Raw genomic sequence first — 22,012 nt, forward strand, 5'->3', positions numbered from 1 at the left:
TTTCGCCGGTTTCGCCGGAAGGTGCCACGCCCGATCCCCCGCTGCCGGCTGCGCACGTGCGGCACAGCATCCTGACTTAGCGGGCCGGAGGCCGATGCTGCAAGTGCGCTGGCGCCTTTGGGGCGGCGCGCCCCATCGAGCTTGCCCTGGCCTGATCGTGAGCACGATGCTCCCTCTCCCGCTTGCGGGGGAGGGCTGGGGAGGGGGCCCTTCAAGCAGGACAACCCATCCGGATCTGCGGCGCGCGCCTTTTCCCCCTCCCTAACCCTCCCCGCAAGCGGGAGAGGGAATGATGCGGCGCTCCTAAACGGGGCGGACCTCAAACCGCGAACGACACAGATGAGCTTTTCACCTCTCCCCGAGGGGGAGAGGTCGGCTGCGCAGCAGCCGGGTGAGGGGGCTCCGCCGCTCCAGGAATTGAGAGAGTGGTTCCCCCTCACCCCAACCCTCTCCCCCGCGGGGAGAGGGCGCAACTCACCGGCGGTGACGGCGCCTTTCGTGTTTGGCGGCCCCGCAAGGGGCGGATCTCAAACCGCTGCCGGGGCGGGAATGCCCGGCGCCACAAGGCGGCGCGGGGCGGCGGCGCCTTCCAGAACCAGTTGCCGGTCGTGCAGGTCCCTCAAGGTGCGGCGGTGGCCGATGGAGAGGATGGTGGTTTCCGGCAGGCGCGCGTGGAGCGCGGTGTACAGCGCCGCTTCCGTGGGCTCGTCGAGGGCGGCGGTGGCCTCGTCCAGCAGCAGCACCCGCGGGCGCACCAGCAAGGCGCGGGCGAGCGACACGCGCTGCTGCTCGCCCAGCGAGAGGATGTCGGGCCACAGCGCCTCATCCCCGAGGCGCGGCTTGAGCGCCGAGAGGCCGACCGCATCAAGGGCAGCGGAAAGCTCCCCCTCGCCATAATCCTCCGGCGCCCGCGGATAGGCGAGTGCGGCATCGAGCCGGCCGACCGGCACGTAGGGGCGCTGCGGGAGGATCATCACCCGGCCCTCGTCCGCAAGGCTCACCTCGCCGCTGCCGAACGGCCAGATGCCGGCGATGGCGCGGAACAGCGTGGTCTTGCCGGCGCCGGACGGCCCCATCACCAGCGCCCGCTCCCCGGGCTTGAGGCTGAGCCCGTCCACGGTGATGAGCGGTTCGCCCTTCGGCAGACGCACGTCCATGCGCGCGAGGCGCAGGGGGGCGGTGCCGTCCTGGGTGTGGGTGAAGGCGGGCGCGGCGGCTGCGGCCTTGGCGGTGGCCATGGAGCGCTCGAAGCCCGTGAGCCGGTTCACCACGGCGGCCCATTCGGCAAGGTCTGAGTAAGAGGTGATGAAGAAGGAGAAGGCGCTCTGCACCGAGGAGAAGGCGCTCGCCGTCTGCATCAAGGGACCGAGCAGGATGGCGCCGGAGAAATAAGCGGGGGAGACCACCACGTACGGAAAGATGGAGGAGATCTGGCCGTAGCCGGCGGTGAACCAGGTGAGGCGCTTCTGCATGCGCATCAGGTCGAAGAAATTGCCCCAGATGCGGGAGAAGCGGCCATCCAGCCGGCGCTCCTCCGCCGCCTCGCCCTTCAGCAGCGCGATCTGCTCGCTGTTTTCGCGGACGCGGACGAGGTCCACGCGGAAGTCCGCTTCATAGCGCTGTTGGTTGAAATTGAGCTTCACCAGCGAGCGGCCGATGAAATGGGCGATGAGTGTGCCGACCCCGGCATAGATGAGCGCTGCCCAGAAGAGGTAACCGGGGATGACGATGTCCGTGCCGAACAAGGTGAGGTCGTAGGTGCCCGAAAGGCCCCACAGGATGACGCTGAACGAAACCAGCGAGACGATGGTGCCGAACAGGCCGACGCCGATGCCGATGGTCTGGCTGACGAACAGGCGGATATCGTCGGCGAGGCGCTGGTCCGGATTGTCCGCCGCATCCCCTTGAAGGCGCAGGCGGTAATAGGTGTCGTCGGAAAGCCATTCCGAAAGGTAGCGCCGCGTGAGCCAGCGGCGCCAGCGGATCTCCAGCCACTGTTTCAGGTAGATCTGGTAGACGGCCACCACGATGGCGCCCACCGCGATGCCGCAGAAGATCAGCAACTGGTGTTTGAACGCGGCGTAATCCTTCTCCTGGATGGCGTTGTAGAAGGTGCTGTTCCATTCGTTCAGCAGCACCGTGGCGTAGACCCACGCCAGCTCCAGCACGATGACCGCGCCCAGCAGGCCGAAGGCGATCCATCGCTCCTCGCCACGAAAGTAGGGAACGGCGAGGCGGCGGATGTCGCCGAGTAGTTTCAACAATGCGCGCATGCCTTCGTCCGGTCCGGTGCACCCCGGCGAACCATAGCCTGCTTTTAGGTGGACGGACGATGTCCGTCCCCTTACCGCTTTGTCATGTAAGCGCCGTTGGGGAAGACCCTCAGACCGCTTTCGCCATCTCGCGCAGCTTGAATTTCTGGATTTTCCCCGTGGAGGTCTTGGGGATCTCTTCAAACACGATATGGCGAGGGCATTTGAAACGGGCGAGGTTCGCCTGGCAGTGAGCGATCAATTCCTCGGCGGTGGCGGAGGCGCCCGCCTTCAGTTCGATGAAGGCCACCGGGGTCTCGCCCCATTTGTCGTCGGGCCGCGCCACCACCGCCGCCGCCGCCACGGCGGGGTGCTTGTAGAGCGCATCCTCAACCTCGATGGAGGAGATGTTCTCGCCGCCAGAGATGATGATGTCCTTGGAGCGGTCCTTCAGCTGGATGTAGCCGTCGGGATATTTCACGCCGAGATCGCCGGAATGGAACCAGCCGCCCGCAAAGGCCTTCCGCGTGGCGGAGGGGTTCTTGAGATAGCCCTTCATCACCACATTGCCGCGGAACATCACCTCGCCCAGGGTCTCGCCGTCCGCCGGCACCGGCTCCATGGTATCAGGGTCCATCACGTCAAGCGCCTCGAGGGCGCCGTAGCGCACGCCCTGGCGGGATTTCTTCTCGGCCTGCTCGGCGGGGGACAGGGCGTTCCATTCAGCGTGCCATTCGTTCACCACCGCCGGACCGTACACCTCGGTGAGGCCGTAGACATGGGTGACGTTGAACCCGGCCTCCTGCATGGCCGCCAGCACCGCGGCCGGTGGGGGCGCGGCGGCGGTGATGAATTCCACGGTCCGGGGGAGGGGGCGCTTCTCGCTCTCGGGCGCATTCAGCAGCGTCGACATGACGATGGGCGCGCCGCACATGTGGGTGACGCCCAGATCGGCGATGGCATCGAAGATGGGCTTGGCGCGCACCTGCCTCAGGCACACATGGGTGCCGGCCACGGCGCAGACCGTCCAGGGGAAGCACCAGCCATTGCAGTGGAACATGGGCAGCGTCCACAGATAGACCGGGTGCCGGCCCATGCCGCAGGTGAGCACGTTGTCGTGCGCCAGAAGGTGCGCGCCGCGATGGTGATAGACCACGCCCTTGGGGTCGCCCGTGGTGCCAGACGTATAGTTGAGGGCGATGGCGTCCCATTCGTCGGATGGCATCTTCCAGTGATAGGCGGGATCGCCGGTCAGCAGGAACTCGTCATAGCCCATCTCGCCCAGGCGCTCGCCGGGGCCGGTATATTCCGGGTCGTCATAGTCGATCACCAGCGGCTTGCGCTTGACGAGGGCGAGCGCCGCCTTGATGACGGGGGAGAATTCCCGGTCGGTGATCAGCACCTTGGCTTCCCCATGGTCGAGGATGAAGGCGAGGATGGGGGCATCGAGCCGGGTGTTGAGGGCGTTCAGCACCGCCCCGCACATGGGCACGCCGTAATGGGCCTCCACCATGGGTGGGGTATTGGAGAGCATCACCGCCACCGTGTCACCCACACGAACGCCGGCCCGCTCGAGAGCCGAGCCCAGGCGCCGGGCGCGGGCATAAAGCTCGCCATAGGGCCGGCGCAGGGCGCCGTGCACGACCGCCACATGGTCCGGGAACACGGTGGCCGACCGCTCCAGGAAGCCCAACGGGGTGAGCGGCTGGTAGTTCGCGGGATTGCGGTCGAGATCCTGGTCATAGATGCCGGGCATCGGCTCCCCTCGTCATGTTATATTTCTGGCCGGTTCGCCGGATTGCTGGAGTGAGCCTAGCCGAGCGATTCCCGTGGGCGCAATCGCCCCGCGAGGCAGACAAAGGTCTTACGCAATCCAGCGGACTTGCCTTGCGCGACCGGCTGCGCATCATTCGCCGGCAATAAAATGAGACGAGGAAACGCGCCATGCTGGACCGCAATGCAAGCCGCTATGCGGAGGTCTACGGCCGCTGGCAGTCCGACCCCGAAGCCTTCTGGGCGGAAGCGGCGAAGGACATCACCTGGATCGCCCAGCCGCGCGCCATCTTCGAGCCCGCCCTGGGAGTCTATGGCCGTTGGTTCGTCGGCGGCCTCTGCAACACCTGCTACAACGCCGTGGACCGCCACGTGGATGCCGGGCGCGGCGCCCAGGTGGCTCTGATCCATGATAGCCCGGTCACCGGCACCAAGCGTAAACTCACCTATTCCGAGCTGCTGGCCGAGGTGCGCACGCTGGGCGCCATGCTGCGTGGGCTCGGGGTGGAGAAGGGCGACCGGGTCGTCATCTACATGCCCATGGTGCTGGAGGCGGTGGTGGCGATGCTCGCCTGCGCCCGCATCGGCGCCGTGCATTCCGTGGTGTTCGGGGGCTTTGCGGCGAAGGAGCTGGCGGCCCGCATCGACGATGCCGCGCCCAAGGTGATCCTCGCCGCCTCCTGCGGCATCGAGCCGACGCGCATCGTCCCCTACAAGCCGCTGCTGGATGCTGCCATCGAGATGGCGGACGCGAAGCCGACCTCCTGCCTCATCCTCCAGCGCCCGCAGCTGGAATGCGAACTGTTGGAGGGCCGCGACCTCGACTGGGCGAGCCTGCGCACCGCAACGGCCGCCGCGGGCAAGGGCGCGGACTGCGCCCCCATGGGCGCGACCGAGCCGCTCTACATCCTCTACACGTCAGGCACCACGGGGAAGCCGAAGGGGGTGGTGCGCGACACCGGCGGCCACATGGTGGCGCTGCGCTGGAGCATGGAGAACCTCTACGGCATCAAGCCCGGAGAGGTGTTCTGGACCGCCTCCGACATCGGCTGGGTGGTGGGGCATTCCTACATCGTCTATGCCCCTCTGATCCTCGGCTGCACCTCGATCGTCTATGAGGGCAAGCCCGTGGGCACGCCCGATCCCGGCGCCTTCTGGCGGGTGATCGAGGAGCACAAGGTGGCGGCGCTGTTCACCGCCCCCACCGCTTTGCGCGCCATCAAGAAGGAGGACCCGGAGGCCACCCACCTGAAGGGCCGCGACCTCTCCCATTTCCGCACCCTGTTCCTGGCCGGCGAGCGGGCGGACCCGGACACGGTGAACTGGGCGCAGCAGCACCTCAACGTGCCGGTGGTGGACCATTGGTGGCAGACGGAGACCGGCTGGGCCATTGCGGGCGATCCGGTGGGCCTCGGCCTGCTACCGGTGAAGCCGGGATCGGCCACCGTGCCCATGCCGGGCTACGCGCTGCACGTGGTGGACGAGGCGGCAAAGCCCGTGCCTCCCGGCACCATGGGCTCCATCGTCATCAAGCTGCCGCTGCCGCCCGGCTGCTTGCCCACTTTGTGGCAGCAGGACGAGCGCTTCCGCGAAGGCTATCTCGCCGAATTCCCCGGCTATTGCAAAACCTCGGACGCCGGCTTTATCGATGAGGACGGCTACGTCTTCGTCATGGGCCGCACCGACGACATCATCAATGTGGCCGGCCACCGCCTCTCCACCGGCGGCATGGAGGAGGTGCTCGCCTCCCATCCTGACGTGGCCGAATGCGCTGTTATCGGGGTGAAGGACGAGCTGAAGGGCGAGGTGCCCTGCGGCTTCGTGGTGCTGAAAGCCGGCGAGCGACGAGCGCCGGACGTCATCGAAAAGGAACTGGTGGCGCTGGTGCGCGAGCGCATCGGGCCCGTGGCGGCGTTCAAGCTCGCCATCACCGTGCCGCGCCTGCCGAAGACGCGCTCCGGCAAGATCCTGCGCGGCACCATGAAGAAGATCGCCGACGCGGACCCCTGGACCGCGCCCGCCACCATCGACGATGCGGGCGCGCTGGACGACATCACCGCATCGCTCAAAGCCCGCGGCTTCGGCGCCTGAGACCCGCCCTCACAGGCTCAGCGGTTGCCCGAATCCGTCGAGGGGTTCCAGCAGATGCCGCCCACGAAGCAGGCGCCATTCTGCGTCGGCACCCATTGCGGCTTGGTGACGTCGCCGCCGGGACAGAAGGCGACATCTTTCACATAGCGGTCATAGGTGGTCGGGCCGGTGGCGAGCAGCAGCGCGCCGGCGCGCGCCATCAGGCTCTGCACCTGGGCGCAGCTCATGGTGCGGGTCTGGGGCATGCCCTCCTGGGCGGAGGCGGGCCAAGCGCCGCCTGCCGCCAGCGCGGCCGCGCAGCCAAGCGCGGCCCATGTGCCAGTTCTCATGTGGCTCTCCTGTTTCAGCCCCCGCTCAGCGGCCCGTGCCTTCAGTGGAGGGGTCCACGCAGGTCGAGCCGATTGCGCATTGCTGCTGGTCGCGGGTCTGCACCCATTGGGGCTGGGCGACCTGCGCTCCGGTGCAAAGGCCCACATCCTGGACATAGCGGTTGAAGACATTGGGACCGGTGGCGAGCACCGCGCTACCCGAAGCGTTCACCGCGGCGATCGCCTCGGCGCAGGTCATGTTGAGGGTGTTCGGGAAGTCCTGGGCCAGGGCGGTCGATGCCATAACGCCAAGGGGAAGGAGGGCGAGGATCAGATGTCGAGAAGTGCGCATTTTTCGCTCCCTTGAATCGCATGTCCGGCGTTGGCGCGGACGTGTCCTGTGATAAGGGTCGTTTATGAGCGACGATATCCCCTTCAACCGTAATTTTGACGTTCCTGCGGGACGGGTGGAGCAGGTGACGCCGAGCGTCCGGCGCATTCTTGCGCCCAATCCCTCGCCTTTCACATTCACGGGTACGTGCACTTATATCGTTGGCCGCGGGAAGGTCGCGATCATCGATCCCGGCCCCGATGACCCGTCCCATGTGGCGGCCGTGCTCGACGCGGTGCGCGGGGAGAGCGTGACCCACGTGGTCCTCACCCATACCCATCGCGATCATTCCCCCGCCGTGGTGCCGGTGGTGGCGGCGACGGGTGCGGTGAAGGTGGCGGAGGGGCCGCACCGGCCCGCCCGGCCGCTCCATATCGGCGAGGTGAACCCGCTGGATGCGAGCGCCGACACGGACTTTGTGCCGGACATCGCGCTGAAGGACGAAGAGGCGGTGACGGGCGACGGCTGGACGCTGCGGGCCGTCACGACGCCGGGCCACACGGCCAACCACCTCGCCTTCGCGCTGGAGGAGGAGAACCTGCTCTTCTCCGGCGACCATGTGATGGGCTGGGCCACGTCCATCGTTGCGCCGCCGGACGGCTCCATGGGCGATTACGTGGCCTCATTGGAGAAGCTCGCTCAGCGCACCGAGCCGCTTTATCTGCCCGGCCACGGGCCGCCCGTCACCGATGCTCCCGCCTTCGTGCGCGATTATCTTGCCCACCGCCACGCCCGCGAGGCAGCGATCATGCGCGGGCTGGAGCGGGCATCGAGCATTCCCGACCTGGTGCGCGGCATCTATCTCGGGCTCGATCCGCGCCTTGTCGGCGCGGCGTCCCTGACCGTGCTGGCGCATCTTGAGCATCTGGTCGGGCGCGGCCTTGTGGCCACCGAGGGCGAGCCGGCCATCGACGGGGCCTTCCGGCTGGCGCGGTAGGTTGGGTCGACATTCACAGAGGGATCTGTGGTGCAAAGCGCCGTCATGCCCGGGCTTGTCCCGAAGTCGGATGTTTCCGACTTCGGCATTCTTTAAGTGTGGAAGTCGGCAACAGCCGACTTGGCATCCACGTCTATCCCTTAGTTTTTACCTGGCGGCGCCGCGTGGATGGCCGGGACAAGCCCGGCCATGACGAAGGTAAAGGCGGTGAACTTCCTCGGGTCCGAGGATTAATCGGCTCTAGCCTTCCTGCGCCGGCTGCCTTTCAGACGCGCCCGGCTCTTTCAACCATCCCGACGATGGTCTGATAGAGTTCATCCTTGGCCTGCTCCGGCGTAATCTCCCCTGCCGCCGCAGCATTGGAGAGCGCGTCGGCGGCGCCGAGCATCGCCCAGAGGCTGGCCTGCCCGATGGTCCCGTGCCCGATGAACGGCGTCAGCAGGCGCCGGCACTTCTCGATGAACACCGACTGATAGTCCCGCTTGATCTCCCCCAGTTCGGGCGAGCCGACCAAAGCCGCGATCACGCCGGGTATCTCTCGCCCCTGGGTCAGCACGCACTCCACATAGGAGGACGCGATGGCGCCGGCCTTGCCCGGCAATGTCGGATCGCTGGCCGCCAATGCCGCATCCATCACCTTGGTCTGACGGACATCGAATTCCTGATAGAGCGCCGCGAGCAGCCCGTTGCGTGTTCCGAAATGGTCATAGACCACGGGCTTCGTAACGCCGGCCCGCTCGGCGAGCCGCCCGAGCGACAAGGCGTCCGTGCCTTCCTCCCGAATGAGCCCCCACGACACCTGCAGGAGCTGATGATGACGCTCGTCTCGCTGCATCCGGCGGCGCGGCGCGGCGTCTGGTTTTCCAGGTCGATCGCTTGACATCACTATATACCAAAAGTAACTTACTAAAAGTATATAAGCCCATGTGGGCTGTCGCAATCGGCCTGGGAGTTTTCATGCACGCCCTTATCGTGGTCTCGCACCCAAATCCCGGTTCGCTCACCCATGCCATCGCCGCACAGGCCGCCGAGGGCGTGCGCACATCGTCCCGGGAGCACTCCGCCGAGATCGTCGACCTTGCGGCGGAGCGGTTTGATCCCTCTTTCTCCACGGACGACATCGCCGTCCATCTCAGGCAGGCCGCGCCGTCCCCCCACATTCTCGCGGAGCAGGCGCGGATCGATCGCGCCGATGCGCTTGTCCTCGTGTACCCCGTCTATTGGTGGTCCATGCCGGCCCTGCTGAAGGGCTGGATCGATCGGGTTTTCAGTAATGGCTGGGCCTATGACGAAGGCCCCGACATCGTGCCGGCGAAGAAGCTGAACCGCCTTAACGTGCACTTGGTGGCCGTCGGCGGCGCCGACCTCCGGACCTATGCCCGGCACGGCTATTTCGGCGCCATGAGAACGCAGATCGATCACGGGATCTTCGGCTATTGCGGCGCCCGCGTCGTCACGTCGGAACTCTTCGTCCCGTCGGAACCGCCCGACACGACGCATCATCTCGAATCCGCCCACACGCTGGGCCGGACCCTGTTCGCGGCCCGTGACCGCGAAGCAGCTTGAGCTTCACGGGGTTACTGACGCTTCCTGCGCTCCGCCGACAGGTCCGCCATCAGCCGTGAGATCCGCCAGGCATTCTCGCCCAGATCGTGGATGCCGTAGCGCGAGGCGGAGCGCACGTCGATGCGCGCGCCGCGCTGCGTCGGCCGCACCCGGATCACCACGTCGTTGCGGAAGCCCAGCAGCGGGGTCTGGGCCACCGCCTCGATCTGCCCGTCGCGCACGCCACCGCGCGGCGGCACCGAATCGAGGATGCGCCAGTGGCGGGCGCGCACCAAAGCCAGAACGGCGTTGAAGGCTTCTTCCGGCGTCGCGTCGAGGTCCACCGGCTTGATGCCGGGATAGGCGCCGCGCTGGAGCGCGCTTACGGCATCGCCCGGATATAGGGAGGGATTGGCCGCGCTCGGGCGGGCGAAGCCCATGGCGCGGAAGCGCGGGGGATCGGCGACGTCGGTTGTGAGGTCCGTGAGCGGCGGCAGCATGAGGCCGCGCGCCAGCACGGCGGCGGGCACAGCCAGCAGGGCCAGAGCGATGAACAGGGCGCCGACCGCCGCGCCGAGGCCGCGCCAGCCGCTCTCCCAGATGCTGATGCACGCACCGATGGCCACCAACCCGCCGATGAGCGCCATGCCGAGGCCCACGGCAAGGGTCGCCACCGCCGGCTCGAAGGTGAGAAGGTCGGCGCGGTAGAGGCCGGCGGCGAGGGCGATCACCGGGATGGAGAACAGAGCGAGCCGGAGGCTCCACACCGCGAGCGCCGAGGTGCGTTCCTCCACATAGAGGCCGCGCTTGATCAGCATGGCACCGCCTCCAGGAGATGGGCCGGAAGGTCGTCGATGGAATCCACGACGAGATCGGCCTCGCCATAGAGATGCTCCACCGGCGCGGGGCCGGTGCGCACCAGGATGAAGCGGGCGCCGGCGCTGCGCGCTGCGGTGAAATCGTGAACGCTGTCGCCGATCACCGCCATTTCCTGGGGCTCAAGGGCGAATTGCTCGGCCACCGCGCTCACCATGCCGGGGTCGGGCTTCGAGCCGTATCCGGAATCATATCCATGCACCGCGTCGAAATAAGACAGCACGCCGAGGGCGCGCGCCTGATCACGGGCGCTGGCTTCGGCGTCGTTCGTGACGATGGCGAGGCGCAGGCCCGCATCGCGCAGATGCTTCAGCACCTCCGCCGGCCGGCCGATGGGGGTGAGGTGGTGCAGGCCCCCCTCGCGGAACAGGTGGTCGATAAGGCCGAGGAAGTCCTTGTCCGCCGGGCAGCCCAGGGCTTCTGCCCAGAGCGGGCCGTAATGGGCGGAGGAGCCGGCCACCAGCGGGGAGGAGGGCAGGAAGCGCTCCTCATCGGGCAGATACTCGCTCACCTCTTCCAGGCGCTTCAGTGCGGCGGGGTTGCCCTCCGCCAGGGTGCGCATGACCGCGCCCGCCGCCGGCCCCCAGGTGCGGTCGAAATGCACCAATGTGCCGTCCTTGTCGAACAGGAGCGCCTTGAGGCCGCGCATGGAAACTCAAATCCGGAAGCCGGCCACGGAATGCGGGCGGCTCCGCGCATGAACCACGACTACGGCCCCTTCTTCAATATCTCCCGAGGGGACCGCGACGCGATGTTTGCACGAAGCACATGGGGTGGAGAGCCAAAATTCTTTTGATTTCAGTTGCTTGGAAGGTGGCGACGGTAGCTTTTGGTGCATGGCGGCTTCCCACGGGCCGATCCTGCTTCTAAGATCGGCCAGATGCGCCTGCGATCTCCCGCCCCTTTTGCGTCGCCCGAGCCGGAGGCGCCCGCCAATCTCTCCTCCCCGCGGCGGCGTCTTTCGGCCACCGCCTTGATGGTGTTGGGGCTGAGCTTCGCCTTCGAGGCGGCGGCAACGCCCTTGCCGACGCCGCGCCCTGGCACTCCAGTGGCGCAGCCCCCCGCGCGGACGCAGGCCAGAAGCGATCGCCTGCCCACCGCCAACGTACCCTTCCCCCCGTCGCGCCCCATGGACCTTGGGGAAGAAGAGGACGAGACGGAAGAAGAGCATCCCATGCAGGCGAATACGGCGCCGCAGCCGGCGGGCGCGCCATCCCAGGCGCGGGCGCCGTCATCTCTCCCGCCCGTATCCGCCGAGGCCGCCAATGTGCCCCTGGGCGAGCTGCCGGCCTTGTGCGCGGCGCTGGTGGAGCAGAAGGCGATCCTCGCGGAGCGCGCCCCGCCCGTGACCACGAAGCCGGGCTGTTCCTTGCCTGTCCCCGTGCGGCTTACGGGCGTGCGGCTCGCCGATGGCAATGTGGCGGCGCTCAATCCCGCCGCCATCCTGCGCTGCGAAGCCGCCGCCGCCATCGCCACCTGGATGCGCGATGATATCGGCCCGGCGGTGGCCGCGCTCGGCACCCGGCTCGACACCATCAAGGTGGCGGATTCCTACGACTGCCGGCCGCAGAACCGCATTCGCGGCGGGAAGATGAGCGAGCACGGCATGGGCAATGCCTTCGACACCTATGGCTTCGTGCTGGCCGACAAGCGGGTGATCGAGGTGAAGAACGGCAGCATGCCGCTGGACTTCCAGAACGCCATGAAGGCCTCCGCCTGCACCCGCTTCAGCACGGTGCTCGGCCCCGGCTCCGATGGCTACCATGAAGACCACATCCACGTGGACATGGCGGTGCGCCGGCTCGATATCAAACTCTGCAAATGGACCATCAAGACTCCGGCTCCCGCCGCCGTCGCCCGTGTCGAGCCGCGGGCCGGCGCCAAAGCCACCGTGCCGGATGAAGCGCCTACGTCCGGTCCGGCTGCGGAAGAGGCCGAGAAGCAGATGGAGGCCGAGGCCCATGCGGATGCGGACCCCGTTCCGCTGCCGCCGCGCCGTCCCGCCAGCCTCCCGTCCCGCTCCGCCCCGCCGCGGGGGTAGGCTGGATCGACATTCAGAGCCAACCTCGCCGCTTTCACCCTCCCCCCTTGCGGGGGAGGGCAGGGAGGGGGGTGATACCCTCTCCGCCAGCGCAGCGCCGAGGTGATGCTCCAGGCCGAGGCCGCATCACCCCCCTCCCCAACCCTCCCCCGCAAGGGGGGAGGGGGGTCCGGAGTTCCAGCCGCGTGCACCGAGTGCGGCATGCCCCAAAAAAGAAAATGCCCGGCCGGAGCCGGGCATTTTCTTATTCAGCGTTAAGGAACTGTCGAGACCTCAGAGCACCACCACGTTCGCGCCCATGGGCACGCGGTTGTAGAGGTCGATCACATCCTCGTTCAGCATGCGGATGCAGCCGGAAGAGATGGCCTGGCCCAGCAATTCAGGCTGGTTGGTGCCGTGGATGCGGAACAACGTGTCCTTGTTGCCCTGGTAGAGATAGAGCGCGCGGGCACCCATGGGATTGTGCGGGCCGGGACCCACAAAAGCGGGCAGGCCGGCGATGCGCTGGTGGATTTCCGGGGTCGGCGTCCAGCTCGGCCATTCGGCCTTGCGGCCCACCTTGGCGTCGCCGCGGAACGCAAGGCTCTCTTCGCCCACGGTCACGCCATAGCGGATCGCGGTGCCGTCGCCCTGCACGTAATAAAGGAACTTCTTGTCGGTATCGACGACGATGGTCCCGGGCTTCTCCTTGCCGGAATAGTCGACGATGTGCCGGGCGAACATGCCGTCCGGCTTCACCTTCGGGTAGGGCGCGTTGGCAAGCAACTGCTTGTCACGCGGCTTAAGAGCTGCCTCGGGCGCCGGCTGAGGCGTGGATGTCATGCACCCCGCCAAAAGCAGCCCGAGCAGAACAGCCGCAACCGTCCGCACCGTCATGTCAGCCTCGTAAGAATCGTAGTGAACGAAATCGAATGAACTGGAATTACCGGAATGCGACGCAGCCTTGAAGGGGCCGTAATGGCGCCACGATGCGGTGCGGAAAAGGCGTGGCAAAAATGTCTCAGCTTCTCACCTTTCGTCACCGTTAACCCGCCCTTGCAAGTTTCCGGCGATCCTTCCGCACTAAGACCTCAGTCATGTCGCTGCATCTGCACAGTTTCGACGCACTTGCACACCATCTGTCTGAGATCTTGAGAGGATGGCGCATTCGTTTTAGGCAGAGCGCCAAAGTAAGGGAGAGTCGTTATGTCCAATGCCCAGCCCGCGCAGGAACAGTCTCCGCGCGCGGAGGCCGACAAGAACCGTTATGGCGCCCAGACGGCGCAGTGGCGGGAGATCGGAATCGCTGCGGTGGCCGCGGGTGCGCGCTACGCCGGCGAGGCAAAGCAGACCAAGAGCGCCGGCGAGCCCAACAAGGTGGTCACGCTTCGCGACATCGACCATCTCGCGGCGTGATTTCCCCGGCCTGATCGTCTAAGCAACCGGCGGCCTCGTTGACCGCCGGCTCTTACGGCCCTGGCGCGGAACCGCGCGAGAAGCGAATGGCCTGACGGGCGGCGAGGACGTTCATGCTGGTTGCTTATGTTGCGTCGCAGGGCAATCTCTGCCCGCGCCCGGTCGAACACGGCGCCGATGCGCCCACCGATGCGGTCTGGCTTGATCTCGTCCTGCCCGAGCCCGATGAGGACAAGGCGGTCGAGCGCGCGGTCGGGGTGGAAGTCCCCACCCGCGAGGAGATGCGCAAGATCGAGCCGTCGAGCCGGCTCTACGTGGAAGATTCCGCCCGCTACATGACGCTGTCGGTGCTGTGCGGCGGAGAGGGTGACACCCTCTTCGTGACGCCGGTCACCTTCATCCTCGCCAACGGAAAGCTCGTCACGGTCCGCTATGCGGAGCCGCGGCCGTTCGCGACCCTGGCGGGGCGGATGGAGAGGTCCTGCCCGCTCAATGTCACGGGCGACACGGTTCTCATCGATCTTCTCGAATCCATCATCGATCGCACCGCCGACATCCTCGAGCAGGCCGGCCAGGACATCGAGCGCCTGTCCAAGCGCATCTTCGAGCGCAACGGGACGCGCCGCGACTATCGCGCCATCATGTCCCATGTGGGACGGAAGGAGGGACTGACGTCCTATGCGCGCGAGGCGCTCAACTCCCTCTCGCGCATGATCGCCTTCCTCGGCACGTCCGGCGAGGCGGCGCCCATCCGCTCCGAGCTCAAGGCGGACCTGAAGAGCATGGCGCGGGACGTGCAGGGGCTCTCGGACTACGCGAACTTCCTCGCCAACAAGCTCCAGTTCATCCTGGACGGGACCGTGGGCCTCGTCAGCCTGGAACAGAACAACATCATCAAGATCTTCGCGGTGCTCTCCGTGGTCTTCATGCCGCCGACGCTGATCGCGTCCATCTACGGCATGAATTTCGAGCACATTCCGGAGCTGCATTTCGTCGAGGGCTACCCCATAGCGCTGGTGGCCATGGTGATCTCGGCGATCGCCCCGTATCTCTTCTTCAAATGGCGCGGCTGGCTGTAGACCCCCGCACGTCATGGCCGGGCTTGACCCGGCCATCCACGCCCATCCCCTGAGCGCCCACCCAGCGGAGCCCTGTAGATGCCCGGGTCAAGCCCGGCCATGACGTTTCACGTCAGACGTTCTGTCCGCCGTCGATATGGATCTCGGCGCCGTTGAGGTAGGACGAGGTCTCGGTGCACAGCACATAGATGATCTTCGCCACCTCGTCCGGCGTGCCGAGCCGCTGCATGGGGATCTCGGCGACGATCTTCTCCGTGCCGGGGGAGAGGATGGCGGTGTCGATCTCGCCCGGCGCGATGGCGTTCACCCGCACGCCGCGCCGCCCGAAATCCCGCGCCATCTCCCGCGTCAGTGCCGCGAGCGCCGCCTTGGAAGTGGCATAGGCGGCGCCGGCGAAGGGATGCACCCGCGCGCCGGCGATGGAAGTGACGTTCACCACCGAGCCCCGTGCCGCCTCCAGTTCGCCGATGAGGCCGCGCGCCAGCATGATGGGCGCGAAGAAGTTCACCTGGAACACGTGCATCCAGGTTTCCCGCTCGGTGTCGATGGTGCCGAGCCGCGCGCCGCCCTCGCCCTTGGGCGAGATGCCGGCATTGTTCACCAGCGCGTGCAACTGGCCGGCGGGCAGGCGGCTGCGGATTTCGGCAATGGCCTTGTCCGCATCGTCGGGGTCGGAAAGGTCCACTTGGATGTGGTCCTCCGGCCCCGCGCCCCACGGGCACTGCTCCGGAAAGGCGTGGCGCGAGCAGGTGATGACGCGCCATCCGGCGCTGGAGAAGCGCTTGACGGTCGCATGGCCGATGCCCCGGGAAGCGCCGGTGAGCAGCATAATCCGCTGCGGCTGGTTGGAAGCGGGGCGCATTGATCCTCGGTTCATTCAATGCCGGCATAGGCCCGGCGGTGCAGCATAAGGCCGTGAGGCAGCACATTCCGCGCCGCCGCGTCAAGAATCACGGGTAGAGACGGGTCCTGACCCAGTCCGCGGCCGGCCCCTCGCGCCGGAACACCACGCGGTCATGCAGCCGGAAGGGACGGTCCGCCCAGAATTCCAAGGCCGTCGGCATCACCCGGAAGCCGGTCCAGTGCGGCGGGCGGGGAACGCTGCCGACGGCGTATTTCGCGGTGGTCGACGCCACCGCCGCCTCCAGCGCGAAGCGGCCCTCCAGGGGGCGGGACTGCTTGCTTGCCCAGGCGCCGATCTGCGAGAGGCGCGGGCGCGTGGCAAAATAGGCGTCCGCCTCCGCATCGCTCACCCGCTCCACCGGCCCGCGCGCCCGAACCTGACGGCGCAGCGATTTCCAGTGGAACACGAGGGCCGCCTTGGGCTGGCCGGCAAGCTCCACCCCCTTGGCGCTCTCCGTATTGGTGAAGAAGACGAAACCGCGCTCATCGAAGCCGTTCAGCAGCACCATGCGCGCATCCGGCAGGCCGTTCGCATCCACCGTGGCGAGCGTCATGGCGGTGGGATCATTGGGTTCGGAGCGCTTTGCCTCCTCCAGCCATTCGGTGAACAGCCGAAAAGGTTCGCCGGCTTCCGTGAAATCACCGGTTGTTAAGGGGTTTGTGGCTTCCATGGTGCGATCGGACATGCGTAGGGGCCCTTGCCGTGCGGCGTCTTCTGGTGCTTGCGTTTCCGGGTCGCGCCGCGCGGCTCATATATAGGGCCGCACGCGGCACGCGCCCAGCAGGCCGTGCGGCGACCGCCGGCGGACTGCTTCTCTGCGCCATGGCGCTGCCCGGCTGCGGCGCCCTGAGGCTGGGTGAAGCCGACCCCATGGTCACCGGCTCCATCAAGGTCCAGCCTGTCTCCCTGCCGGTGCCCGCGGGGGACGCTCCCTCCGGCATCGCGACCAGTGACTGGGCGCAGGCAAAGCTCGCGCTGGACCAGGCGCTCATCTCCCGCGACAAGGCCGCCAGCATCCCCTGGGACAATCCCAAGACCGGCGCGCGCGGCACGGCGACGCCCATCGGCGCGTCGGATGCGGACGGCTGCCGAGACTTCCGCATTGGTGTCGTGGACGGCACCGGCGAGCACTGGGTCCAGGGCTCCGCCTGCCGCGACACCAAGGGCGCGGTCAGCCTGTCGCAGGTGCGAGTGCTAGGACGCGCTTGAGCCGGGGCGTTGCAATCAGGCAACATGTCCTTACATGAGCAATGAGGCCGGCCGGAAAGCGCTGGCCCCGAGGTGATTTTCCATGCGCGATCCATACGACGTTCTCGGCGTTGCCAAGGGCGCCGACGAGGCCGATATCAAGCGCGCCTACCGGCGGCTCGCAAAGAAGCTGCATCCGGATTCCAACACGAGCGATCCGAAGGCGCAGGACAAGTTCGCCGAGCTGACCTCGGCCTACGACATCCTCTCCGACAAGGAGAAGCGCGGCCAGTTCGACCGGGGCGAGATCGATGCGCAGGGCAAGCCCCGCATGCACGACTTCGCCGGCTTCGGCGGCGGCCGCCAGCGTCCCGGCGGCTTTTCGGGCTTTGACGGCGACACCATTTTCGAGAGCTTCTCTTTCGGCCAGGAGGGCGCGCGCCGTCAGGGCCGGGCGGGTGGTGCCGGCGGCGGCTTCGACGATCTGGGCGACATTTTCGGCTTCGGGCGGCAGCGCCGCGCGGCCGGCGGCGGTTTCCAGGCTCCGGCCGGCGGGGACACGGAGATTACGCTCCCGGTCTCCTTCGAGGAGGCGAGTGTCGGCGCGAGCAAGCGCGTCTTCCTGCCCAACGGCAAGCAGGTGGACGTGAAGATCGCTCCCGGCACCCTCGAAGGCCACCGCATGCGGCTGAAAGGGCAGGGGGAACAGAGCCCCCTGGGCGGCCCGGCGGGCGACGCCTATGTGACCATCTCCTATTCCGCCCATCCCCAGTTCCGCCGCGAAGGCGAGGATCTGCGCTATGAGGCGCCGGTGCCGCTGGAGGATGCGGTGCTGGGGACGAAGGTGCGCGTGCCGACTTTGTCAGGCGCCGTGGACCTGAACATCCCTGCCTGGACTTCCGGTGGGCGCACCTTCCGCCTGCGCGGCAAGGGCCTGCCGAAGGCATCCGGCGGCCATGGCGATCTCCTGGTGAGCGTCGAAGTCACCCTGCCGGCGACCCCCGATGCGGAGTTGGAAGCGCTGATGCGCAAGCGGCGCGGCGACGCCTGAGGCGGACTGTCGCCTTCCTCTGACGCCGCTGTGAGTGGCCCATGAGGCTTGCCCGCTTAGGATGAGCGCGCCGCATTGATGCGGCGCGTTTTTCTGAAAGCGAGGCTTTGCCGATGCCTGCTCCCACCTCCCGTTCTGTCCTTCTTGCGAGTGCGGTGCTTGTTCTGGGCGGTGTTCTGCCGTCGCTGGCCCTCGCCCAGGCGGTCCACCAGCACGGCATGCACCAGAGCGCGCCGAGCCCGTCTACCGCCGCTTTCCAGGCCGCCAATGCCAAGATGCACAAGGACATGGACATCGCCTATTCCGGCGATGCGGACGTGGATTTCGTGCACGGAATGATCGCCCATCACCAGGGGGCCATCGACATGGCGAAGGTTGAGCTGAGCTATGGCAAGGACCCTCAGATCCGCAAGCTCGCCGAAGACGTCATCGCAGCCCAGGAGAAGGAGATCTCCGACATGCGGGCCTGGTTGGCAGCAAGGGGAAAGTGACAGGTAAGAAAGTAGGGGATTTTCTCCTGCGTAAACCAATTTGCAATCATTTGATGCTTAATGTTTAGTTCACATGGAGAGTTCTTCGCTACCGCCTGAATCCTGCAATCCCGAATGATTTGCGCAGGCCTTCGGGGCCCCCTTCTGGGGTGCCGGGACGCAGGACGATCGTGTTCGGCGGCGGGGGTGCCGCATTCTGATTGCTGGAGATGCGGATGACGGTCCTGAACGTGAACCTCGCCCCCGGAATGAAGAGCCTTTTGGATCTCTCCGGGGTCTATGCCTATGCGGTCTATTTCGACCCGACGACGGGAGCGAGTCCCACCTGGCAGGCCATTTCGCTGGACGGCGCCCTTCAGAACGGCGGCACCGGCAACGTCGCGCTCAACCTTCCCAGCAGCTTCAGCGGCGGGAAGGTCTATTTCCTCATCCAGAGCGATGATCCGGCAACCCACACCGATCTGCAGACGGTCATCACCCAGCAGAGCGACATCAACTGGAACAATGCGGCGACCTGGGGTGTCCGCTACGACAGCTTCGAGGTCACCCTCACCAACGGCGCCAACGATGTCGGAAACCTGACCTCCGTGGAAGGCTTCGGCCTCCCTATGGACCTCAGCGTGACCTATTCGGACGGGACGACGGGGCACCGCGGTTATTCGAACCCCGCTGGCGGGTTTGCGGGCAACGGCATCTGGTCCGGCATCCAGGGCGCGAGCGGCCAGCCGACTGTCTACGATTTTGCTCCGGGTACGGCCCTGTACAATCAGGGCTACCACCGCGCCGGCATCTCGCCCACCCAGGCGGTCGGGCTGAACCCGCAGAACCCTGCCTTCTCGCCTTCGGACTGGAACAACTACGTCCAGTCGCTGGAGAACACCTCCGCGTCCGACGTCGCGATCACCGGCTTCTTCAACGGGGCCAAGGACGCCAATGGCGTCTACCACAATGGTGGATTCTTCAGCTACCAGCTGGAATGGGACGCATCCCAGGGGGTCTTCTGGCTCAATCCCACGACCACCAGCCAGATCAAGGGCTATATCCGGCTCACTCCGGGTGATCTCGAGAACAGCATCTATTCGACGCTCGGTAACGTCCAGATCTACGAGAGCAAGACGGATACGAGCCCGTACATCATCTACAAGAACACCAATGTCGACGGCAATTCCGCCGACATGAATACCGGCGACAACAACCAGTGGGGCAAGGTCCTCAGCCAGTTCCTCACCGGATTCACCGCCGGCTTCTACGGGATGCAGGGCCAGTCCGCGAACGCGGATGTGGGCGCCATCGATCTCAACAAGAACTGGAACTGGGATCCGACCTATTCCTTCGGCAACAGCCTCCAGGCCGGCTACACGCCGATCCATGTGGACCAGTATTCCAAGGTCTTCTTCTATAATTCGAATTCCTATGGCTCGGGCTATTCGGACAGCCTGATGAGCCAGTACAGCGTCGGCGGGCCGCTGCTGTCGGTGTACGATCCCGGCACCCATGCCGACGTCGCCGCCATCAACATCACCCTCTACGCGGACGATGAGCCGGCGGGCGGCTATGTACCGCCGGTCATCTACAACCACATTGGTCCTTCGGGCGCCCAGTACGATGCGCCGCAATGGGTCAACAACACCAGCTCGGTCACCCTGAATTTCTTCAATTCCGGGATGATCCTCGACGATCAGGTGCCGATCTATTTCGAGATCCTCACCGGCTACGACACCTCCGGCACGCCCCAATGGGCCCAGGTGCAGCTCGGCGGTGGCGGCACGTCGCCCTGGCAGCTTTGGAACATCAGTGTTGTCGACGGCCAGTATGTGGCGACGGCGGCCGGCGCGCAGACCGATGGCAGCCTCCTGATCGGCCAGTTCCCGACGGCGGTGAGCGGCACCTCCTGGTATCGCATCGTGGTCGGCGAAGGCGATACCCAGAAAGCCTTCAACCTTTATCTGGAAACCAATGCCAGCGGCGAGTTCGAGAACTCCGCCGGCAGCATCGCCGTCGACGGCCTCGCCACCATCACCCCCGGCGCCTTGAATGGGGACGGCTCGCTGCACACCTTCTCCGTCAACTTCATGCCGAGCTCGACCCTCACGTTCGATCCCGCGCTGGTGGAGCAGTATACGGACTTCAACTACAACGCCGTCGCTCCCAACGCGCCCGTTGCCGGCACGTTGGACGGGGGCGTATTCACCGCCTTCGGCGGGCAGACCAGCCAGGTCAGCAATGCGATCTCCGTGACGCAAGGCGAGATGGCCTTCGGCTGGACCGGCAATAACAGCGATGCAGGCACGGCCTCCTGGATCAGCGGCCTGACGAACAAGATCAACGGCCTCAACATCGCGCTTCTGTCCATCGCCTCGACCTCCGGCACCTCCTCATACGCGCCCATCGCTGCCGAGGCGGACGTGGACGGGCAGTGGACGACGGCCGTGCAGCAGCAGCTCGGCAACGGCACGTACAACATCACCATGAAGGAGTACGCGCCGGGCGATACGACCTTCTCCTCGCCGCTCACCGGCGCGAGCAGCCTGCTGACCGTCACGGTTGCCATGAGCACGCTCGCGCTTCATGCGACGGCCGGCGGCACGGGCATCCAGCTGGCGGATGCGACTGACGGCACCGCCGGAAACTGGCTCTCGCTCAGCACCGTATCCTCGAGCCTGCCGCCCGAAGCGACCTTGCTTCTCTACGCCACCGACAGCTCCGGGCACATGCTCGGGCGCGATGGCCTGCCGACCACGGACCTGAATCAGGCCGTGCTCGCTTATGTGGGCTCCGTGGAGAACGACCAGGGCACGGCCATGCTCCAGGGCAGGCAGTCGGTCTATCTCGGTGTCGGCCAGCAACTGCACTTCGCCATCCAGACGCAGGAGAGCACCATCAACGATGCCCCGGCGGTGAACATCACGCAGCATGCCGATGGGTCGCTCGGGCTGAATGTCGGCGGTGTCCAGCTCAACGCCGCGAGCAACAACGTGCTGTCCGGGTCGTCCGAGATGGCCGCCGCGCAGCGCATGTACGATCTGCCCGTGGTCTACCTCCAGCATGGCCAGCAGATCGACGTGGAGGTGGCCGGAAGCGCCGCCAACACCAACCATCTCAGCTTCGTGCGGTTCGACGTCAATTTCGACAACAACGTGGACACCAGCGACCTGAGCGTCGGCGGCGTCGCCTATGGCAGCACGCCGGAATTCCATGCCGCGCTGCTTGCCAATATCGACAGCGGTTACGGCTCCGTCGCCCATGGCGGCGGCAATTTCCACGACACCACCGGCTGGACCGTGGACGGAGCTTCGGGCTTCTACGTCCCCGTGCTCGTGACCCAGTCGGGCGAGATCTTCGTGCCCGGCACGGGCAATGCGGGCGGTGCGGAATATATCCGCATGTTCGGTGAGAACACCTTCGGCTTCGAGGATCTCACCGCCGCCCAGGGCTCGGACTTCGACTATAACGACATGGTCATGAAGCTCACGCCCCATGACGGCCTGATCTGACGCTTCGTCGGCATCAGCTGAAGGAAGGCCCCGCCAAAAGCGGGGCCTTTTCTTTTTACGGCACAGGTGGGGGTGGTGGCGCGGAATGTCAGTGCGCCATGACGGGTGCGCGGCTCGTGAGCGGCTTTATTGACCAGCCGCTGCTTCATCGGTGCTGACGGCGTGAACAGGCGTTCTGGGTGGCCTGCAAGGCACA

General features: G+C 66.3%; 20 protein-coding genes. 10 read left to right on the forward strand and 10 right to left on the reverse strand.

The window, feature by feature from the left end:
• Positions 1-527: 527 nt before the first annotated feature.
• On the reverse strand, positions 528-2,273 hold the full coding sequence (locus tag ABLE91_RS19385; protein ID WP_348933478.1) for an ABC transporter ATP-binding protein/permease: 1,746 nt from the start codon (positions 2,271-2,273) through the stop codon (positions 528-530).
• A 109-nt stretch (positions 2,274-2,382) separates the two neighbouring features.
• Positions 2,383-4,008 (reverse strand): acyl-CoA synthetase, encoded by a 1,626-nt coding sequence (locus ABLE91_RS19390; RefSeq protein WP_348933479.1) that lies wholly within the window; start codon positions 4,006-4,008, stop codon positions 2,383-2,385.
• 188 nt (positions 4,009-4,196) lie between these two features.
• Between ABLE91_RS19390 and ABLE91_RS19395 the strand changes: the two genes are divergently transcribed.
• Entirely contained in the window at positions 4,197-6,116 is a 1,920-nt protein-coding gene (locus ABLE91_RS19395) for a propionyl-CoA synthetase (protein WP_348933480.1), read from the forward strand.
• A gap of 17 nt (positions 6,117-6,133) precedes the next feature.
• Here the strand turns inward: ABLE91_RS19395 and ABLE91_RS19400 are convergent, their stop codons facing one another.
• The gene (locus ABLE91_RS19400) at positions 6,134-6,445 is read right to left on the reverse strand and encodes a hypothetical protein (RefSeq protein WP_348933481.1); all 312 of its coding nucleotides are present in this window, start codon (positions 6,443-6,445) and stop codon (positions 6,134-6,136) included.
• Positions 6,446-6,470: 25 nt separating this feature from the next.
• Positions 6,471-6,728: a hypothetical protein gene (locus ABLE91_RS19405; protein ID WP_348933482.1), complete on the reverse strand. Its 258-nt coding sequence runs from the start codon at positions 6,726-6,728 to the stop codon at positions 6,471-6,473.
• A 112-nt stretch (positions 6,729-6,840) separates the two neighbouring features.
• Here ABLE91_RS19405 and ABLE91_RS19410 point away from each other — a divergent pair, with 112 nt between their 5' ends.
• A complete protein-coding gene (locus ABLE91_RS19410; RefSeq protein WP_348933483.1) occupies positions 6,841-7,752 on the forward strand; it encodes an MBL fold metallo-hydrolase in 912 nt (303 codons plus the stop codon).
• 265 nt (positions 7,753-8,017) lie between these two features.
• On the opposite strand, the gene ABLE91_RS19415 is transcribed toward ABLE91_RS19410, so the two are convergent.
• A complete protein-coding gene (locus ABLE91_RS19415; protein ID WP_510181974.1) occupies positions 8,018-8,635 on the reverse strand; it encodes a TetR/AcrR family transcriptional regulator in 618 nt (205 codons plus the stop codon).
• A gap of 74 nt (positions 8,636-8,709) precedes the next feature.
• Between ABLE91_RS19415 and ABLE91_RS19420 the strand changes: the two genes are divergently transcribed.
• On the forward strand, positions 8,710-9,318 hold the full coding sequence (locus ABLE91_RS19420; RefSeq protein ID WP_348933484.1) for an NAD(P)H-dependent oxidoreductase: 609 nt from the start codon (positions 8,710-8,712) through the stop codon (positions 9,316-9,318).
• 11 nt (positions 9,319-9,329) lie between these two features.
• Here the strand turns inward: ABLE91_RS19420 and ABLE91_RS19425 are convergent, their stop codons facing one another.
• Together ABLE91_RS19425 and ABLE91_RS19430 are read right to left on the reverse strand one after the other, a co-directional pair.
• The gene (locus ABLE91_RS19425; protein ID WP_348933485.1) at positions 9,330-10,115 is read right to left on the reverse strand and encodes a DUF1499 domain-containing protein; all 786 of its coding nucleotides are present in this window, start codon (positions 10,113-10,115) and stop codon (positions 9,330-9,332) included.
• Entirely contained in the window at positions 10,109-10,822 is a 714-nt protein-coding gene (locus tag ABLE91_RS19430; RefSeq protein ID WP_348933487.1) for an HAD family hydrolase, read from the reverse strand. The genes ABLE91_RS19425 and ABLE91_RS19430 overlap by 7 nt, the downstream gene beginning before the upstream one ends.
• Before the next feature lie 231 nt (positions 10,823-11,053).
• Between ABLE91_RS19430 and ABLE91_RS19435 the strand changes: the two genes are divergently transcribed.
• A complete protein-coding gene (locus ABLE91_RS19435) occupies positions 11,054-12,214 on the forward strand; it encodes an extensin family protein (RefSeq protein WP_348933489.1) in 1,161 nt (386 codons plus the stop codon).
• 273 nt (positions 12,215-12,487) lie between these two features.
• On the opposite strand, the gene ABLE91_RS19440 is transcribed toward ABLE91_RS19435, so the two are convergent.
• On the reverse strand, positions 12,488-13,090 hold the full coding sequence (locus ABLE91_RS19440; RefSeq protein ID WP_348933490.1) for a L,D-transpeptidase: 603 nt from the start codon (positions 13,088-13,090) through the stop codon (positions 12,488-12,490).
• A gap of 309 nt (positions 13,091-13,399) precedes the next feature.
• On the opposite strand from ABLE91_RS19440, the gene ABLE91_RS19445 reads away from it, so the two are divergent.
• The gene (locus ABLE91_RS19445) at positions 13,400-13,609 is read left to right on the forward strand and encodes a hypothetical protein (protein ID WP_348933492.1); all 210 of its coding nucleotides are present in this window, start codon (positions 13,400-13,402) and stop codon (positions 13,607-13,609) included.
• A gap of 113 nt (positions 13,610-13,722) precedes the next feature.
• Positions 13,723-14,688, forward strand: coding sequence for a magnesium transporter CorA family protein (locus ABLE91_RS19450; protein WP_348933494.1), 966 nt, complete (start codon positions 13,723-13,725; stop codon positions 14,686-14,688).
• Between the two features lie 112 nt (positions 14,689-14,800).
• On the opposite strand, the gene ABLE91_RS19455 is transcribed toward ABLE91_RS19450, so the two are convergent.
• Positions 14,801-15,550: an SDR family NAD(P)-dependent oxidoreductase gene (locus ABLE91_RS19455; RefSeq protein WP_348933496.1), complete on the reverse strand. Its 750-nt coding sequence runs from the start codon at positions 15,548-15,550 to the stop codon at positions 14,801-14,803.
• An 88-nt stretch (positions 15,551-15,638) separates the two neighbouring features.
• Positions 15,639-16,262 (reverse strand): pyridoxamine 5'-phosphate oxidase, encoded by a 624-nt coding sequence (gene pdxH / locus ABLE91_RS19460; protein WP_348933757.1) that lies wholly within the window; start codon positions 16,260-16,262, stop codon positions 15,639-15,641.
• A gap of 152 nt (positions 16,263-16,414) precedes the next feature.
• Between pdxH and ABLE91_RS19465 the strand changes: the two genes are divergently transcribed.
• The 4 genes from ABLE91_RS19465 (at position 16,415) to ABLE91_RS19480 (ending at position 21,816) form a co-directional block, all read left to right on the forward strand.
• On the forward strand, positions 16,415-16,801 hold the full coding sequence (locus ABLE91_RS19465; protein ID WP_348933498.1) for an RT0821/Lpp0805 family surface protein: 387 nt from the start codon (positions 16,415-16,417) through the stop codon (positions 16,799-16,801).
• 82 nt (positions 16,802-16,883) lie between these two features.
• Positions 16,884-17,831 carry a DnaJ C-terminal domain-containing protein gene (locus ABLE91_RS19470; RefSeq protein WP_348933500.1) on the forward strand — a complete coding sequence of 316 codons (948 nt, stop codon included), beginning with the start codon at positions 16,884-16,886 and terminating at the stop codon, positions 17,829-17,831.
• 113 nt (positions 17,832-17,944) lie between these two features.
• Positions 17,945-18,322, forward strand: a complete 378-nt coding sequence (gene copM, locus ABLE91_RS19475; protein ID WP_348933502.1) for a CopM family metallochaperone — start codon at positions 17,945-17,947, stop codon at positions 18,320-18,322.
• Between the two features lie 215 nt (positions 18,323-18,537).
• Positions 18,538-21,816 carry a hypothetical protein gene (locus ABLE91_RS19480; RefSeq protein WP_348933503.1) on the forward strand — a complete coding sequence of 1,093 codons (3,279 nt, stop codon included), beginning with the start codon at positions 18,538-18,540 and terminating at the stop codon, positions 21,814-21,816.
• The last annotated feature ends 196 nt before the right edge of the window (positions 21,817-22,012 follow it).

It is taken from the genome of Aquabacter albus (genome assembly GCF_040049275.1).
Lineage (GTDB): Bacteria > Pseudomonadota > Alphaproteobacteria > Rhizobiales > Xanthobacteraceae > Aquabacter.